15 protein-coding genes are annotated in these 16,532 nt (G+C 70.0%); 7 read left to right on the top strand and 8 right to left on the bottom strand.

Annotated elements, in window-relative coordinates; all coding sequences use genetic code 11:
* Positions 1-161: 161 nt before the first annotated feature.
* The 3 genes from ACPCJR_RS10670 to ACPCJR_RS10660 all read left to right on the top strand — a co-directional run bounded on the left by ACPCJR_RS10670 (position 162) and on the right by ACPCJR_RS10660 (position 5,429).
* Positions 162-2,324 carry a molybdopterin-containing oxidoreductase family protein gene (locus ACPCJR_RS10670; protein ID WP_391512377.1) on the top strand — a complete coding sequence of 721 codons (2,163 nt, stop codon included), beginning with the start codon at positions 162-164 and terminating at the stop codon, positions 2,322-2,324.
* Between the two features lie 252 nt (positions 2,325-2,576).
* Positions 2,577-4,205 carry an ABC transporter ATP-binding protein gene (locus tag ACPCJR_RS10665; RefSeq protein WP_391512323.1) on the top strand — a complete coding sequence of 543 codons (1,629 nt, stop codon included), beginning with the start codon at positions 2,577-2,579 and terminating at the stop codon, positions 4,203-4,205.
* 3 nt (positions 4,206-4,208) lie between these two features.
* Positions 4,209-5,429 (top strand): phosphopentomutase, encoded by a 1,221-nt coding sequence (locus ACPCJR_RS10660; protein ID WP_391512324.1) that lies wholly within the window; start codon positions 4,209-4,211, stop codon positions 5,427-5,429.
* A 183-nt stretch (positions 5,430-5,612) separates the two neighbouring features.
* On the opposite strand, the gene ettA is transcribed toward ACPCJR_RS10660, so the two are convergent.
* The 5 genes from ettA to purE all read right to left on the bottom strand — a co-directional run bounded on the left by ettA (position 5,613) and on the right by purE (position 10,681).
* Positions 5,613-7,265: an energy-dependent translational throttle protein EttA gene (ettA, locus tag ACPCJR_RS10655; protein ID WP_391512325.1), complete on the bottom strand. Its 1,653-nt coding sequence runs from the start codon at positions 7,263-7,265 to the stop codon at positions 5,613-5,615.
* A gap of 223 nt (positions 7,266-7,488) precedes the next feature.
* Positions 7,489-7,767 carry a hypothetical protein gene (locus tag ACPCJR_RS10650; protein ID WP_391512326.1) on the bottom strand — a complete coding sequence of 93 codons (279 nt, stop codon included), beginning with the start codon at positions 7,765-7,767 and terminating at the stop codon, positions 7,489-7,491.
* Between the two features lie 66 nt (positions 7,768-7,833).
* The gene (locus ACPCJR_RS10645) at positions 7,834-8,694 is read right to left on the bottom strand and encodes a tetratricopeptide repeat protein (RefSeq protein WP_391512327.1); all 861 of its coding nucleotides are present in this window, start codon (positions 8,692-8,694) and stop codon (positions 7,834-7,836) included.
* A gap of 359 nt (positions 8,695-9,053) precedes the next feature.
* On the bottom strand, positions 9,054-10,166 hold the full coding sequence (locus ACPCJR_RS10640; RefSeq protein WP_391512328.1) for a 5-(carboxyamino)imidazole ribonucleotide synthase: 1,113 nt from the start codon (positions 10,164-10,166) through the stop codon (positions 9,054-9,056).
* Between the two features lie 17 nt (positions 10,167-10,183).
* Positions 10,184-10,681: a 5-(carboxyamino)imidazole ribonucleotide mutase gene (purE, locus tag ACPCJR_RS10635; RefSeq protein WP_110353676.1), complete on the bottom strand. Its 498-nt coding sequence runs from the start codon at positions 10,679-10,681 to the stop codon at positions 10,184-10,186.
* 355 nt (positions 10,682-11,036) lie between these two features.
* Between purE and ACPCJR_RS10630 the strand changes: the two genes are divergently transcribed.
* A complete protein-coding gene (locus ACPCJR_RS10630) occupies positions 11,037-11,213 on the top strand; it encodes a DUF3606 domain-containing protein (RefSeq protein ID WP_110353675.1) in 177 nt (58 codons plus the stop codon).
* Between the two features lie 97 nt (positions 11,214-11,310).
* Here ACPCJR_RS10630 and ACPCJR_RS10625 read toward each other — a convergent pair whose 3' ends face one another.
* Positions 11,311-11,532 (bottom strand): YdcH family protein, encoded by a 222-nt coding sequence (locus ACPCJR_RS10625; RefSeq protein ID WP_110353674.1) that lies wholly within the window; start codon positions 11,530-11,532, stop codon positions 11,311-11,313.
* Between the two features lie 253 nt (positions 11,533-11,785).
* Here ACPCJR_RS10625 and ACPCJR_RS10620 point away from each other — a divergent pair, with 253 nt between their 5' ends.
* The gene (locus ACPCJR_RS10620; RefSeq protein WP_110353673.1) at positions 11,786-11,965 is read left to right on the top strand and encodes a YdcH family protein; all 180 of its coding nucleotides are present in this window, start codon (positions 11,786-11,788) and stop codon (positions 11,963-11,965) included.
* Between the two features lie 204 nt (positions 11,966-12,169).
* Positions 12,170-14,095 carry a propionyl-CoA synthetase gene (locus ACPCJR_RS10615; protein ID WP_391512329.1) on the top strand — a complete coding sequence of 642 codons (1,926 nt, stop codon included), beginning with the start codon at positions 12,170-12,172 and terminating at the stop codon, positions 14,093-14,095.
* Positions 14,096-14,122: 27 nt separating this feature from the next.
* Here ACPCJR_RS10615 and ACPCJR_RS10610 read toward each other — a convergent pair whose 3' ends face one another.
* Entirely contained in the window at positions 14,123-14,809 is a 687-nt protein-coding gene (locus ACPCJR_RS10610) for a DUF2490 domain-containing protein (RefSeq protein ID WP_391512330.1), read from the bottom strand.
* Between the two features lie 143 nt (positions 14,810-14,952).
* Complete coding sequence (locus tag ACPCJR_RS10605; RefSeq protein WP_391512331.1) at positions 14,953-15,624, bottom strand: ceramidase domain-containing protein; 672 nt, start codon at positions 15,622-15,624, stop codon at positions 14,953-14,955.
* Between the two features lie 85 nt (positions 15,625-15,709).
* On the opposite strand from ACPCJR_RS10605, the gene xth reads away from it, so the two are divergent.
* Positions 15,710-16,504, top strand: coding sequence for an exodeoxyribonuclease III (xth, locus tag ACPCJR_RS10600; protein ID WP_391512332.1), 795 nt, complete (start codon positions 15,710-15,712; stop codon positions 16,502-16,504).
* Positions 16,505-16,532 lie beyond the last annotated feature (28 nt).

Raw genomic sequence — 16,532 nt, 5'->3', positions numbered from 1 at the left:
ATCATGGTGCAAGGTCCGATCTTGCGCGGTGGGGTTGTACCGGCTCGTGCTTCTTAGAATCGCACTATTTTTCCGGATGCCGCCGCGCTAGGCTCGATGCTTGCAAGAGCCGGACGCCAAGATCCGGCCTCATGAGGAGGAACACCATGCTCGAAGAGCGCATGCCCCTGTCGGAGCCGCTCGCGTCGGAGACGGTCGCGCAGACCGTGACGCGCCTCGGCGCCTGTCCGCACGACTGCCCCGATACCTGCTCGATGATCTACACCGTCGAGGACGGGCGGCTGATCGACGTGCGCGGCAACCCGGATCATCCGATGACCCGCGGCGCGCTCTGCGGCAAGCTCAAGGATTTCGACCGCCACCACTACAACCCCGACCGCATCCTCTACCCCATGCGCCGCGCCGGCCCGAAGGGCAGCGGCCTTTTCGAGCGGATCGGCTGGGACGAGGCGCTCGCCGAGATCCACCGCCGCTTCACCGGCATCATCGAGACGCACGGGGCGGAGGCGATCCTTCCCTACAATTATCTCGGCAACGAGGGCGTGGTGCAGGGGCTCACCGTGGGTGACGCCTTCTTCAACCGGCTCGGCGCGACGGTCGCCGAGAAGACGTTCTGCGGCTCGGGCTCGTGCACGGCGTGGCTGCTGACCGTCGGCCCGACCAACGGCACCGACCCGATGAGCTTCGCGCAGTCGAAACTCATCGTGATCTGGGGCTGCAACTCGGTCTCGACCAACATCCACCACTGGCACGTGGTGAAGGAGGCGCAGCGCCACGGCGCCCGCGTCATCGTGATCGACCCCTACCGCTCGCGCACCGCCGCCCAGGCCGATTGGCACCTGATGCCGAAACCCGGCACCGACGGCGCGCTCGCCATGGCGATGATCCACGTCATCATCGAAGAGGGCCTGACCGACGACGACTACATCGCCCACCACACGGTCGGCTTCGAGCCGCTGAAGGAGCGGGCGCAGGCCTTCACGCCGGAATACGCCGCGGAGATCTGCGGCATCCCGGCCGAGGACATCCGGCAGCTTGCGCGCGAATACGCCACCACCCGCAACGCGGCGCTTCGGCCCGGCGTGGCGGTGGAGCGGAGTGCCGGCGGCGCCCAGGCGCTGCGCGCGATCTTCTCGCTTCCCGCCCTGACCGGCTCGTGGAAAGATCCGGGCGGCGGCGTCTACCAGATGCCGCTGTGGGAGTTCCCGGTGCATTGGGACCGGGTCTGCCGGCCGGACCTGATCCCCGAGGGCACGCGGGTGCTCAACGTGCTCAAGCTCGGCGAGGTGCTGACCGGCGAGGCCGGGATCGAGCCCGGCATCCACGCCCTGATGGTCTACAACGCCAACCCGGTCTCGAACTCGACCGAGACCGCCAAGATCAAGCGCGGGCTCGCCCGCGAGGACCTGTTCACGGTCGTCAGCGAGCACTTCGTCACCGACACCGCCCGCTACGCCGACATCCTGCTGCCGGCCACCATGGCGGCCGAGCACGACGACATGATGTTCTCCTGGGGGCACTTCTTCTTCACCCTGAACCAGAAGGCGATCGAGCCGCCGGGCGAGACGGTCTCGAACGCCGAGCTGTTCCGGCGGCTGGCCAAGACCTTCGGCTTCACCGAGCCTCAGTTCTCCATGAGCGAGACCGAGCTCATGGAATGGTATCTCGATTGGGAGAGCCCGAAGCTCGGCGGCATCGGCATGGACCATTTCCGCCAGCACGGCTGGTACCGCCTGAACATCGGCGATCCGGACACGCGCACGCCGCATGCCGAGGGCAACTTCCCGACGCCGTCGGGCAAGTGCGAGTTCTACTCGGAGGCCGCGGTCACCGGCGGCAACTTCGTGGCCCCGCCGTTCCGGCAGATGTACGAGAAGTTCCAGGGCGGCGAGGCCCTCGACCCGCTGCCGGGCTACGTGCCGGCCAACGAGCGCCCGGAGACGAATCCGGCCCAGGCCGAGCGCTATCCCCTCAACATCGTCTCGCCCAAGAGCCACGGCTTCCTCAACTCGCAATACGCCAACGAGGCCCACAAGATCCGCTCGCAGGGGGAGCAGACGATCCTGATCAACCCGGCCGACGCGCAGAGCCGCGAGATCGGCGAGGGCGCGCTGGTGCGGGTCTTCAACGACCGCGGCGCCTTCCACGGGCAGGCGCGGGTGACCGACGAGGTGCCGCCGGGGCTGGTGATCGCCTCGCTCGGCTACTGGCACTCGCTCAACCGCGACGGGGCGGTGAACGTCATCAGCGCCTCGACCTATGGCGGCATGGGCCACTCGCCGACCTTCAGCGACAACCTCGTGCAGGTCGGGCTGGCGCAGTAAGGCCCTGTCTAAACCCTCCCCCCTTTGCGGGGGAGGGTGCCCGCGGATGCAGGGCGGGAGAGGGGCCGGCTCAGGTTTATCCGGAAGCGGCGCTCCCCTCACCCGACCCCCTTCGGGGGCCACCCTCTCCCGCAGAGGGGAGGGGGAATCGCGTTTGCGACGTCGAGAAAATTCGCGTCACCCGCCCCGCGCGCTATAACCCCCATCCCGCCCGACACCGGATGGCGGGCCGTTTTCGTTCGCCGGGGTTCGATGTCCGATACGCTGCTGACCGTCGAGGATCTCTCGGTCGCCTTCCGGTCCGGGACGCGCGAGACGCTGGCGGTGGACCGCGTCAGCTTCGCCATCGAGCGGGGCGAGACCCTGGCGCTGGTCGGCGAATCCGGCTCCGGCAAGTCGGTGACCGCGCTCTCGATCCTGCGCCTGCTCGACGGAGCCGCACACCATCCGGGCGGAAAGATCCTGTTCAAGGGGCGCGACCTGCTCACGCTGCCCGAGCGGGAGTTGCGTGCCGTGCGCGGCGCGGACATCACCATGGTGTTCCAGGAGCCGATGACCTCGCTCAACCCGCTCCACACCATCCAGCGGCAGATCGGCGAGGTGCTGGAGATCCACCGGGGCCTGACCGGCAAGGCCGCGCGCATCCGCATCCTCGAACTCATGGATCTCGTCGGCATCCGCGATGCCGAGCGGCGGCTCGGGGCCTATCCGCACGAATTGTCCGGCGGCCAGCGCCAGCGGGTGATGATCGCCATGGCGCTCGCCTGCGAGCCCGACCTGCTGGTCGCCGACGAGCCCACCACCGCCCTCGACGTGACCGTGCAGGCGCAGATCCTGGCGCTGCTCGCCGACCTGCAGAAGCGGCTCGGCATGGCGATGCTGTTCATCACCCACGATCTCGGCATCGTGCGCCGCATCGCCGACAGGGTCTGCGTGATGCTCGCCGGCCGGGTGGTCGAGGCGGGTCCGGTGGAGCGGGTCTTCACCCGGCCCCAGCACGAATACACGCAGCGCCTTCTCGCCTCGGAGCCCACGGGTCGGGCGAACCCCGTGCCGGAGAGCGCCGAGCACTTGGTCGAGGCCGGGCCGCTCAAGGTCTGGTTTCCGCTGAAGGAGGGGCTGCTCCGGCGCACGGTCGGTCACGTCAAGGCGGTCGACGGGGTGCATCTCCGGGTGCGGGCGGGCGAGACGGTGGGCGTCGTCGGCGAATCCGGCTCGGGCAAGACCACGCTCGGCCTCGCCCTGCTGCGGCTCACCGAATCCGAGGGGCCGATCGTCTTCCTCGGCCAGCGGATCGAGGACAGGGGCCCGCGCGCCATGCGGCCCCTGCGCAAGGACATGCAGGTGGTCTTCCAGGACCCCTACGGCTCGCTCTCGCCGCGCATGTCGGTGGGCGACATCGTCGCCGAAGGGCTCGAAGTGCAGGGACAGGTGCGGCGGGCCGACGAGCGCCGCGCCCTGGTGGCCAAGGCGCTCACCGATGTCGGGCTCGATCCGGCGGCGATGGACCGCTACCCGCACGAATTTTCCGGCGGCCAGCGCCAGCGCATCGCCATCGCCCGCGCCATCGTCCTGAAGCCCCGCTTCGTCGTCCTCGACGAGCCGACCTCGGCGCTCGACCGCTCGGTGCAGGCGCAGATCGTGACGCTCCTGCGCGACCTCCAGCGCGAGCGCGGCATCGCCTACCTGTTCATCAGCCACGACCTCAAGGTGGTCCGCGCGCTCTCGAACTACGTCATGGTGATGCAGCACGGCCAAGTGGTCGAGGAGGGCCCGGCCGAGGAGATCTTTTCCGCGCCCAGGACGGATTACACCCGCACCCTGTTCGCGGCGGCCTTCGAGATGGATGCCGCGACCACCGCCGAGCCGGTGCCGGCCTGAGGCATGGCGCGCGCGCTCCTCATCGTCCTCGATTCCGTCGGCATCGGCGGCGCCCCGGACGCCGCCCGCTACGGCGACGCGGGCTCGGACACGGTCGGGCATATCGCGGAAACCTGCGCCGCCGGACGCGGCAACCGCGACGGTCTGCGCTCGGGCCCCTTGCGTCTGCCCCACCTCGCGGCTCTCGGTCTCGGCCTCGCCTGCGAGGGGGCGACCGGCCGCGTGCCGCCGGGGCTCGCGCCCGAGACGCCGCCTCAGGCGCTGTGGGGTCACGCCGTCGAGACCGCATCCGGCAAGGACACGCCGTCGGGCCACTGGGAGATCGCGGGCCTGCCGGTGCAGGAGGCCTGGGGCCATTTTCCCGACACCGATCCCGCCTTCCCGGCGGAGCTGACGGCAGCGCTGATCGAGCGGGCCGGGCTGCCCGGCATCCTCGGCGATCGCCACGCCTCGGGTACCGCCATCATCGACAGGTTCGGCGCCGAGCATGTCCGGACGGGCCGGCCGATCTGCTACACCTCGGCCGACAGCGTGTTCCAGATCGCCGCCCACGAGGAGGCGTTCGGGCTGGAGCGGCTCATCGAGATCTGCCGGATCGCGCGCGAACTCTGCGACCCCTACCGCGTCGGTCGGGTCATCGCCCGTCCCTTCCTCGGCAGCGAGGCGGAGGGCTTTCGCCGCACCAGCCGCCGCAAGGATTTCGCCGTCGCGCCCCCCGCCGAAACCCTGCTCGACGTGGCGGAGGCGGCCGGCCGCGCGGTCGTCAGCGTCGGCAAGATCGGCGACATCTTCGCCCATCGCGCCACGGGCCGCGAGATCAAGCCGGCGGGCAACGCCGCCTGCCTGGAGGCGGCGCTCGACGCCTTCTCGACGCTGCCCGCGGGCGGGCTCGTCTTCCTCAACCTCGTAGATTTCGACACCGAGCACGGCCACCGCCGCGACGTGCCCGGCTACGCCGCCGAGCTGGAAGCCTTCGACGCGCGCCTTCCCGCGATCCGGGCGGCGCTGCGGCCGGGCGATCTGTGCATCATCACCGCCGACCACGGCAACGACCCGACCTGGACCGGCACCGAGCACACCCGCGAGCAGGTGCCGGTCCTGGCCTTTGGCCCGGAGGTCGCGCCCGGTTCGATCGGGCGCCGCGAGACCTTCGCCGATATCGGCGCCTCGGTGGCGGCCCATCTCGGCCTGCCGCCGCTCGGGGCGGGTCGGGCGTGGTGGTGAGGAAATCTCCTCGCGGCTGATCCCGGGCCCGCCGTCGTCGCGAGCGTCAGGGAAGCGATCCAGCCGCGCGACCGATCCCGAGGCGACCGCGGACTGGACGGCTCCGCCGCGCAAGGACGGCGGAGCCTATTGGCTGGAACGAACCGTCGCCGAAACTCCCCCCGCGTGCGGGGAGAGGGGGGATCAGCGCGAAAACTTCTTGTACTTCAGCTTCTTCGGAATGATCGAGTCGAGGCCGAGGCGGCGCTTCTTGTCCGCCTCGTAGTCCGAGAAGTTCCCCTCGAACCACTCGACGTGGCTCTCGCCCTCGAAGGCGAGGATGTGGGTCGCGATGCGGTTCAGGAACCAGCGATCGTGGCTGATGATCACCGCGCAGCCGGCGTAATCCTCCAGCGCGTCCTCAAGGGCGCGCAGGGTCTCCATGTCGAGGTCGTTGGTCGGCTCGTCGAGCAGCAGCACGTTGGCGCCGCCCTTGAGCGTGCGCGCGAGGTGCACGCGGTTGCGCTCGCCGCCCGAGAGGGTGCCGACCTTCTTCTGCTGGTCGCCGCCCTTGAAGGCGAAGGCCGCGCAATAGGCGCGCGAATTGATCTCGCGCTTGTTGAAATAGATGATGTCGTTGCCGCCCGAAATCTCCTGCCAGACCGTGGCGTTGGGATCGAGCGCGTCGCGCGACTGGTCGACGTAGCCGAGCTTGACCGTCTCGCCGACCTCGATCGTGCCGCCGTCGGGCTTCTCCTGGCCGGTGATCATCTTGAACAGGGTGGTCTTGCCGGCGCCGTTCGGGCCGATGACGCCGACGATGCCGCCCGGCGGCAGCTTGAACGAGAGATCCTCGATCAGCAGGCGGTCACCGAAGGCCTTGTTGAGGTGATCGAACTCGATGACGTTGGTGCCCAGGCGCTCGTCGATCGGGATGACGATCTGCGCGGCCGCATCGACCTTGCTGTTCTGCTTGGCGACCAGCTCCTCGTAGCGGGTGATACGCGCCTTCGACTTCGACTGCCGGGCCTTGGGCGAGGCGGCGATCCACTCCTGCTCGCGGGCGATCGAGCGCTGGCGGGCCATGTCCTCGCGGCCCTCCTGCTCCAGGCGCTTCTGCTTCTGCACCAGCCAAGCGGAGTAGTTGCCCTCGTAGGGAATGCCCCGGCCGCGATCGAGTTCGAGGATCCAGCCCGTGACGTTGTCGAGGAAGTAGCGGTCGTGGGTCACGATCAGGATCGCGCCCGGATACTGCTTGAGGTGGCCTTCGAGCCAGTTCACCGTCTCGGCATCGAGGTGGTTGGTCGGCTCGTCGAGGAGCAGCAGCTCCGGCTCCCACAGCAGCAGCTTGCACAGGGCCACGCGGCGGCGCTCGCCGCCCGAGAGGGTGGCCACCGGCTGCTCGTCGCTGGGGCAGCCGAGCGCTTCCATGGCCTGATCGACCTTGGAATCGAGCTCCCAGAGATTCTGCGCCTCGATCTTGTCCTGAAGGGCGGTCATCTCGTCCGCCGTCTCCTCGGAATAGTTCATGGCGAGTTCGTTGTAACGGTCGAGCAGCGCCTGCTTCTCGGCCACGCCCTCCATGACGTTCTCGCGCACCGACTTGTTCGGATCGAGCTGCGGCTCCTGCGGCAGGTAGCCGACCCGCGCGCCCTGCGCGACGAAGCCCTCGCCGGTCCAGTCCTTGTCGATGCCCGCCATGATCTTCAGCAGCGTCGACTTGCCGGCGCCGTTGATGCCGAGCACGCCGATCTTGGCGTCGGGGTAGAACGACAGGTTGACGTTCTCGAGGACCTTCTTGCCCCCGACATAGGTCTTGGTCAGACCCCGCATGTGGTAGATGAATTCGCGGGCCATGTGCGTTCGTCCTGCGTGAAGCGTGGGAGCCGGTCGGGCCGGCGGTCGCGGATGCGTGGCCTCTCGCGCGCGGGTGAGTCGACCGAGCCGAACCGGTCGAGCCGAGCCACGCGGGGCGCCTTCCGCCTGCGGATAAAGATTTGCTGCCCGAGTATCAGGGCCGCCCGGCCGGAGCAAGGACGGGGCGGAGGAGCATGGCTCGGGATATGGGGGCGACCCCGCGTCAGGCGAAAGGATTTCGCACGGGCGCGCCGGTCTCGGGCTCCTCGGGGACCGCCTCGGGCAGATCCTCCGCTTCGAGGACGGCGACCACCGCGTCGAGGAGGCTCTTCAGGGCGCGCGCCCGCTTCAGGCCGGCCCGGTCGCGGCTGAGTTCGAGGCTGCCGTGCAGCGCGATGCGGCGCGTGCCGTTCTCGATGGAAAAGCCCGCCAGGGTCTCGACGCCCGCATCCTCCGCGAAGGGGCGGAAGGGCAGGGCGGGCTCGGCTTTGCGGCGCGGCATGGGGGCCTCAAGCTCCTCGGCGCGCCGGCTCTCGCCGACGCGGGCCCGCTTCGGCGCGACGGTATCCTAGAACAGGCCGCCCTGCATCCGGCCGACGCCCTGCTTGGCGACCGCGTTGTTGGGGTCGAGGCGGGCCGCCTGCTGGTAGCTCTCGCTCGCTTCCTTGCGCCGGTTCGTCTTCTCGTAGGCCAACCCGCGATAGGCCCAGGACCCGGCATCCTTGGAGTTGACGTTGAGGGCCGCGTTGAAGTCCTCGATCGCCTTGTCGTACTGCGAGAGCGAGATCAGGCTCTGGCCGCGGGCGGCGTAGGGCGCGGCCACGAAGGGGTTGCGGTCGATGGCGGCCGCGAAGTCGCCGATCGCTTCCGGGTTGTGGCCCTGTTTCTGCCGCACGAGGCCGCGGGCATGGTACGCCTCGGCCGATTCCGGCGCGAGGCGGATCGCGACGTTGAGGTCGTTGAGCGCCCCGTCGAGGTCGCCCTGCGAGCGGGCGAGGTTCGCCCGGCCGATATAGGCGGCCGAGAAGTTCGGATCGGTGGCGATGGCCTTGGAGAAGTCCTGCATCGCCGCGTCGTTGCGGCCGGTCTGGCGGTAGGCCAGCGCGCGGTTGTTGTAGGCGGAGGCCGAGTTCGGATCGAGCTGGATCGCCTTCGAGAAGTCGGTGATTGCGTCGCCGAACTGGCCCGAGCGGGCGTAAGCCGCGCCGCGGGTGACGTAGGCGCCCGCATCCGACGGGTTGCGGCTGATCACGTCGCTGAGCGAGGCGATGTTGACGTTGGTGGCACCCGTCGTGTCGGATTCCAGCACCGCGAACTGGCGCGGCGCGGTGGCGCTGCCATAGGTCTCGCAGCCGGCCAGCGCCGCGGTCGTCAGCGCGACGGCACCGAGCAGTCCCACCTTGCGTCCCTGCAGCAGCATCCCGATCATCTTCACGTTCTCCCCCGCGAGCCCGCTTCCCGGATCTGCGCGGCCGCCCGAAGGGGCCCGAATCCATGACGTCGCGCGCACGCTGCCGCAACACGGTGAAGGGGCGCTTAATGACGGTCCCGCGAACGCGACGGTTCGGCGAGACCCGGCCGGGAGAAGCACGCGCCGCCCATCCGGCGATCGAAACCGGAGGATTGGCACGGTGCCGTCCGCCGACGCCCCGTGCCCTTTGCTGAAACGGTGGGATGTGGCGAAGGTGTGGCCCGGGTCTTCACGCTTTCGTCGCGCGGCCCGAACCGGGTTCGACTGTGGTTTTCTGTTGCAGCGAAGCGACAGAAACGCCCCGCGGACTGCGAAGATCAGCCCAGCGGCTTCAGCCGCGTGACGTGACCCATCTTGCGGCCGGCCCGCGCCTCGGCCTTGCCGTAGAGGTGGAGATGCGCGCCCACCTCCGCCAGCAGGGCCGGCCAAGCCTCGGCACCATCGCCGATGAGGTTCTCCATCTCCACCGCCATGCCGCCGGTGCGGGCGGTGTCGCCGAGCGGCCAGCCGCAGACCGCGCGCACGGCCTGCGCGAATTGCGAGGTCAGCGCGCCCTCGATGGTCCAGTGCCCGGAATTGTGCACCCGCGGCGCGATCTCGTTGACGACGAGGCGGGCGGCGCCCTCGGGGCCCGCGATCTCGAACATCTCGACGGCGAGCACCCCGACATAGTCGAGCGCCTCGGCGATGGCCCGGGCGACGGCGACCGCGGCCTCGCCCGTCTCCCGGGTCAGGCCGGGGGCGGGCACGCGGGTCAGCGCCAGGATGTGGTTGCGGTGCTCGTTGGCGCAGGGATCGTAGGCGGCGAACGCCCCGTCGGGCCCGCGGGCGGCGACCACCGAGATCTCGCGCTCGAAGGGCACGAAGCCTTCGAGGATGCAGGGCACGCCCTTGAACTCGGCGAGCAGCGCCGCCGCGTCGTCGCCCTCGCGGATCATACGCTGGCCCTTGCCGTCGTAACCGAAGCGGCGGGTCTTCAGCACGGCGGGGCGGCCGAGTTCGTCGAGGGCGCGCAGCAGATCCTCGGCCGTATCGACGGCCCGGTAGGGGGCCGTCGGAATGCCGAGCGAGCTCACGAAGTCCTTCTCGGAGAGGCGGTCCTGCGTGGTGAGCAGCGCGGTCGCGCTTGGGCGGAGCGTCGCGTGCTCGGCCAGCACCGCGGCGGTGGCGTGGGGGATGTTCTCGAACTCGTAGGTGACCACGTCGCAGGCATCGGCGAAGGCGGCGAGCGCCGCCGCGTCGTCGTAGGGGGCGAGCGTGTGGGCATGCGCCACGTCGAAGGCCGGGCTGCCGGCGTCGGGGGCGTAGATGTGGACCTTGAGGCCGTACTCGGCCGCCGCCAGCGCGATCATGCGGCCGAGCTGGCCGCCGCCGACGATGCCGAGGATGCCGCCGGGCCGGATCTGCGGCGAGGAGGAGGAAGAGGCCATGGCGTGTCGTGCTGCGATCAGGCTTGAGAGGGGTCGGGCCGCTCGGCGACGGATTCGGTCTGGCGGGTGCGCCACGCTTCGAGCCGCCCGGCCAGACCTTCGTCGGTCAGCGCCAGGACGGCGGCGGCGAGCAGGGCGGCGTTGACGGCGCCCGCCCGGCCGATCGCCAGGGTGCCGACGGGAATGCCGGCGGGCATCTGGACGATGGAGAGCAGGCTGTCCTGGCCCGAGAGCGCCTTCGACTCGACCGGCACGCCGAAGACCGGCAGCGGGGTCATCGAAGCGGCCATGCCCGGCAGGTGCGCCGCTCCCCCCGCGCCCGCGATCACCACCTTGAAGCCCGCCGCCTTCGCGCCCTTGGCGAAGGCCACGAGCCGGTCCGGCGTGCGGTGGGCCGAGACGATGCGCGCATCGTGGGGGACGCCGAGCGCATCCAGCGTCTCGGCGGCGTGGCGCATGGTCGCCCAGTCCGACTGGCTTCCCATGATGATGGCGACCGGGGGCGATCCCGTCATCGTCGTCTGGTCCTAAGGCAGGTCGCGGCGCCGGGTCCGCGGGCCCGGCAGGAAGGGTCGAATAACAGGGGCATGCGCGCGACGGCAAGGCGGGCGCGCCATGCAAGCCGGATGGCCCGAACCCGCGAAGCGAAGGCCTGCGCCCGCACAGGCGCCGCCGATGCCTGGGGGCGGCGAGAAAGCCAGGGTCCGCGAGCGCGCGGAAACCCCGTCCACAGCCTTGTCCGGCCCCCGTCCAAGGCGCGCAAAAAACCCGCAGAATCCCGCCTCGGGCACCGGAGCCGAAACGACCCGACCGCGTTGAGCAGGAAACGGCCCTCGGCGGCCGGACCCCTCAATCCAGTGAGCCCTCTCGATGTCCTCCGCGGACCAGAACACGCGCGCCCGCACCCCGACCCACATCGACATCCACGACAGCACCAGCCGCAGGCATTGGGCCGACCTGTTCCAGGTCACGGACGAGCGCCTGCGCAAGGCGGTCCGCCTCGTCGGCAACCGCGTCTCCAGCGTCTCGGCCTACCTCGCCAAGTAACGCTTCAGCCCTGGCCCGCAGACATCGGCGAGGCCACTTTCAGGGCTGGATTGCCACGAACCGACGCCGGGGAGGCCGAGCCTTCCCGGCGCGCCCGTCACGCGATGATGTCCGGGGTGATCTGGTCTTCCAGGTGGCCGATCCGGTCGCGCAGCACGAGCTTGCGCTTCTTCAGCCGCTGCAGCTGGAGCTGATCGACGGCGACGCTGAGCTTCAGCGCTTCGATGGCCTCGTCGAGATCCCGATGCTCCTCGCGGAGCCGGCTGAGTTCGCCCGCCGGATCCGCCACCGCGTCGTTGGCAACATCGTCCGCCATCATCGCTCGAAACACATCACCGGCCGTTGGAGCGGGTGCGACCATGCGCCAAGCCCACCGCCGGGGCAAGGCGCGCGGCGCCGTTCTCCCGCCCCGTCCGGGCAAACGTGGCCGTAGTAAAGAGCCGCTGTCGGATTCACGAAATTTGGAATCACCTTGTTGCGGATCGGTCCATTTTGCCAACGAATGGCTTCGACAGCCGCCCCATCTTGTGTCAGTCTCCTCGCGTCGGAAACGATGACAGGAGCGACACCTGATGTCCTTGCAGACGCATTTGAGCCAGCTCGCCGCCAAGCACGACGCTCTGGAACGTGAGCTTCACGACGCGATCCAGTCTCTCGCCAGCGACGACCTGCGCATCGCCGAACTCAAGCGTAAGAAACTGCACCTCAAGGACGAAATCGAGCGCCTGCGATCCGGAGAAACCCTCCACTAGCGGGCCTCACGACCGGCCGGGCCCCGGGAGAGGCCGCCGGCCATCTTCTTTCTCCCAATCGTACCGATCGCGTCGCCGCCGCCTGGGAAACCAGCGCGGCGGTTCTGCTGTGAAGGGGCCGAGCCCGGACGCCACGGGCGGGAAATCGCGCTATCATCACCCGCGAACAGGCCGGGACAACCGGCCCGCCCGAGGAAGCGTCCGATGCCCGCCGCCCCCACCCCCGACGGCACCTATGCCGCCGTCCACGCCGCCTCGCTCGAAGATCCGGAGGGCTTCTGGCTGGCGGCCGCGCGGGCCATCGACTGGGACACGCCGCCCGGCCGCGCCTTCGATCCGGATCAGGGCGTCTACGGGCGCTGGTTCCCCGACGCCCGCCTCAACGTCTGCCGCAACGCGGTCGACCGGCACGCTGAGGGCGCCCGCGCCGACCAGGTCGCGATCATCCACGATTCGCCCGTCACCGGCACGAAGCGCACCATCAGCTACCGCGAGCTGCAGGACGAGGTATCCGTGCTCGCCGGCATCCTCGCCGATCTCGGCGTGGGCAAGGGCGACCGGGTGGTCATCTACATGCCGATGGTGCCCGAAGCGCTGTTCGGGATGCTGGCCTGCGCCCGGATCGGCGCGATCCACTCGGTGGTGTTCGGCGGCTTTGCCGCCAACGAACTCGCCGCCCGCATCGAGGATGCCGCGCCCAAGGTGATCCTGGCCGCCTCCTGCGGCATCGAGTCGGCCCGGGTCGTGGCCTACAAGCCGTTGCTGGATGCGGCGATCGAGCGCTCGTCGCACAAGCCCGACGCCTGCCTGATCCTGCAGCGCCCGCAGGGCGAGGCCGGCCTCGTCGAGGGGCGCGACCGGGATTGGGTGGAGACGGTCGCGCGGGCGCGCCGCGCCGGACGGCGGGCCGAGCCGGTGCCGGTGGCGGCGACCGACCCGCTCTACATCCTCTACACCTCGGGCACGACCGGACGGCCCAAGGGCGTGGTGCGCGATAGCGGCGGCTACAGCGTCGCGCTGGCATGGTCGATGGCCAACCTCTACGGCGTCGCGCCCGGCGAGGTCTATTTCTGCGCCTCCGACATCGGCTGGGTGGTGGGCCACTCCTACATCGTCTACGCGCCGCTGCTGCACGGCTGCACCACCGTGCTCTACGAGGGCAAGCCGGTCGGCACGCCCGATGCCGGCGCCTTCTGGCGGGTCGTGGCCGAGCACGGCGCCGCGACGTTGTTCACGGCGCCCACGGCCCTGCGCGCCATCAAGAAGGAGGATCCGCGCGCCGAACAGATCGCGGGCTACGATCTCTCCCGCTTCCGCGCCCTGTTCCTGGCCGGCGAGCGGGCCGACCCGGATTCGGTGGCCTGGGCGGAGCGGGCGCTGGAGCGGCCGGTGATCGACCATTGGTGGCAGACCGAGACCGGCTGGGCGATCGCCGGCAACCCGCTCGGAATCGAGCCTCTGCCCGTGAAGTACGGCTCCACCGCCAAGCCGATGCCGGGCTACGACCTTCACGTGCTCGACGAAGCGGGCAAGCCGGTTCCCCCCGGCACGATGGGCACCATCGCCCTCAAGCTCCCGCTGCCGCCGGGGTGCCTGCCGACCCTGTGGGGCTCGGACGAGCGCTTCCGCCAGAGCTATCTCGCCACCTTCCCCGGCTTCTACGACACCTCGGATGCGGGCGTGGTGGATGAGGACGGCTACGTCACGGTACTGGGCCGCACCGACGACATCATCAACGTGGCCGGCCACCGCCTCTCCACCGGCGGCATGGAGGCGGTGCTCGCCGCCCACCCGGATGTCGCCGAATGCGCGGTGATCGGCATCCGCGACGCCTTGAAGGGCGAGGCGCCCTGCGGCTTCGTCGTGCTGAAGGCGGGTGTCGCCAAGGACCCCGAGTCGGTCGAGCGGGAGCTGGTCGCCCGGGTCCGCGACGAGATCGGCCCCGTGGCCGCCTTCAAGCTGGCGCTCACCGTGGGGCGCCTGCCGAAGACGCGCTCGGGCAAGATCCTGCGCGGGACCATGAAGCGCATCGCCGACGGCGAGGACTTCTCCATGCCGCCAACGATCGAGGATCCGACGGCCCTGGAGGAGATCGGCGACAGTCTGAAGGCGCGCGGGATCGGGGGATAGGGCCGTCTTCGGTCCTTGCCTCCCGGTTCAATTCCGCACGAACAGGTTCAGGGACAGGATGTGATCCACCTCGGTGCCGCTCGCGGCCGTGCGGGCGGTCTGGTTCAGGTAGCCGACCTCGACCGTCGACGTGCCGCCGATCGGCACTTCGAGCCCGACGAAGGTGCGGACGCGATCGAAGCCGGCGCGAGCCCCCCAATCGGTGTCGTTCAGCGCCACGAACGCCTCGACCCAGCCGACCGCCGAGACGCTGTCCTTCTCTTGCGTCAGCGGCCGGGCGAAGCGCAGGTTCTCGCGCAGGCGTAAGCCCACGTCTCGCCCGGCGGATTGCCAGCGCTGCTCGAAGCGCGTGCGGGACGAGACCTTGACCCCGGAGATCTCGCCGATCTTCCAGTTGATCTCCTGGAAGCTGCGATCCTCGAAGCGCACGCTGCCCGCTCCGCCGCGGTCTTCGACGAAGGCGTAGCCCTGGTAGAGCGTGAGCCTCTCGTTGATCTTCCAGCCGACGGCCGGGCGCAGGATCAGCTGGTCGAGTTGCGAGATGCCGTTGCCGATGCGCGGCTGGACCTCGGCGAAGAAGGCCAGATCCCCGACCGATCCGAACAGGGTCGTGTTGATCCAGAGCTGACCGTCCTGAACCGTCTCGGCGGCGGTCGGCCCGCCCGATGCCGCGAGACACAGGGCGGCCAGGAGGAGACGCGCGCGTCCGGTCACGATCCATCCCTCCCGCCCGCGACGCGGAGCCTTCACGGCTCGCGACACCCTTGGTTCGAAACGGGATTGTCCGTCTTCGTGACAAATCGTCAAGCTTGTTGCGCGGATGCGGGGCCGATGGCCCGATCCGAGGGAGGATCGCCTCAGGCCTCGCGTCCGGTCCTGAACCGGGTCGCGGCGAGCAGCAGGCGGTAGAGCACCACTGCGTTGAAACAGTGCCAGAGGAAATGCGTGCCGAGCGGCATGCGCGCGCAGACGCTGACATCGACCGTGCGCAGGGCCAGCGAGATGAGAAAGATCACGGCGGTCGCGAGCACGGAGCGGGCGGTGCCCGGCGCCCGCTTCAGGAGGGCCAGCCCGACGCCGAGGAGCGCCAGGATCGCCGGGGCGTACTCGACCGAGCCGTTGGTGAGGCCCGAGACCGAGCGCCCGGTCAGCGCGTCGAGGGCCGGCGTCAGGCCGACGCTGAGGGCGGCGAAGGCCAGCGTGAGGGCCGTCGCCCCCGCCGGCCGGAGGCCGAAGAAGCGGGTCATGGCGAGGACGAAGTAGCCGTAGATGAAGACGGCGATCGGGATCACGTCGGCCAGCATTGACCAGCGGTTCGCCAGGGTGTGGAACAGGAACGAGCCGATCCCCACCACGAAGGTCACGGCGGCCAGAGCCAGGACCGGTCCGTCGCCGCGGGCGCGCCGCGCCGCGAGCCCGGCCGCGACCAGAAAGGCGGCGTTCGTCAGGGCGTTGACCGGCTCGGCCCAGAAGCCGGCATCGCCACGCTCGCAATAGGCCCGCACCGGCTCGAACCAAGACGCGTCCATGGGGGCTCTCCTCGCGATCGCCTTGCCAGGGCCGCGCGAAGGCCCGATGACGGGAGCCCCTCCGGCCGAGCCTCCCCCGAGACCCATGCGGATCACCACCTGGAACGTCAATTCGATCAAGCAGCGGGTCGGCCACCTGCTGGGCTTCCTCGACGAGGCCAAACCCGACGTGGTCTGCCTGCAGGAGCTGAAATGCCAGGACGCATCGTTCCCCCGCGAGGAGATCGAGGCGGCGGGCTACGCGTGCGAGACGCTGGGGCAGAAGGCCTATAACGGCGTCGCCCTGCTGGTGCGTGCGCCGCTTCAATACACGCAGCTGCTGCGCGGCCTGCCGGGCGACGCCGAGGACGAGCAGGCCCGCTACATCGAGGCGCTGGTGCACGGCGCGGGCGTGGCGCCGGTGCGGGTCGCCTCGATCTACCTGCCGAACGGCAACCCGGCCCCGGGTCCGAAATACAGCTACAAGCTCGCCTTCATGGCCCGCCTGCGGGCGCATGCCCGCGCGCTGATGACGACCGAGGAGGCGCTGGTGCTGGCGGGCGACTTCAACGTCATCCCCGAGCCCGAGGACGCCGCCGACCCCACCGCCTGGACGCAGGACGCGCTGTTCCTCCCCGAGACCCGCCGCGCCTTCCGCGCGCTGCTGGCGGAAGGTTTTACGGATGGCCTGAGGGCCTGCGAGCCGAGCGCCGGGCTCTACACCTTCTGGGACTATCAGGCCGGCTGCTGGCCGCGGAACCAGGGCATCCGCATCGACCACCTGCTGCTCTCGCCCCAGGCCGCCGACCGCCTCGTCTCGGCCTCGGTGCAGCGCCACCTGCGCGGGCTGGAGAAGCCGTCGGACCACGTGCCGGTGACGGTGGAGCTGAGCGACGGGTGAGGCACTTTCGTCGCGAGGCATCCTCGAC

The sequence above is a fragment of the Methylobacterium sp. NPDC097929 genome (genome assembly GCF_049543375.1).
Taxonomy (GTDB): Bacteria; Pseudomonadota; Alphaproteobacteria; order Rhizobiales; family Beijerinckiaceae; genus Methylobacterium.
The sequence above is the reverse complement of the archived record's forward strand: the minus strand, read 5'-3'. Positions and strand labels throughout refer to the sequence as shown.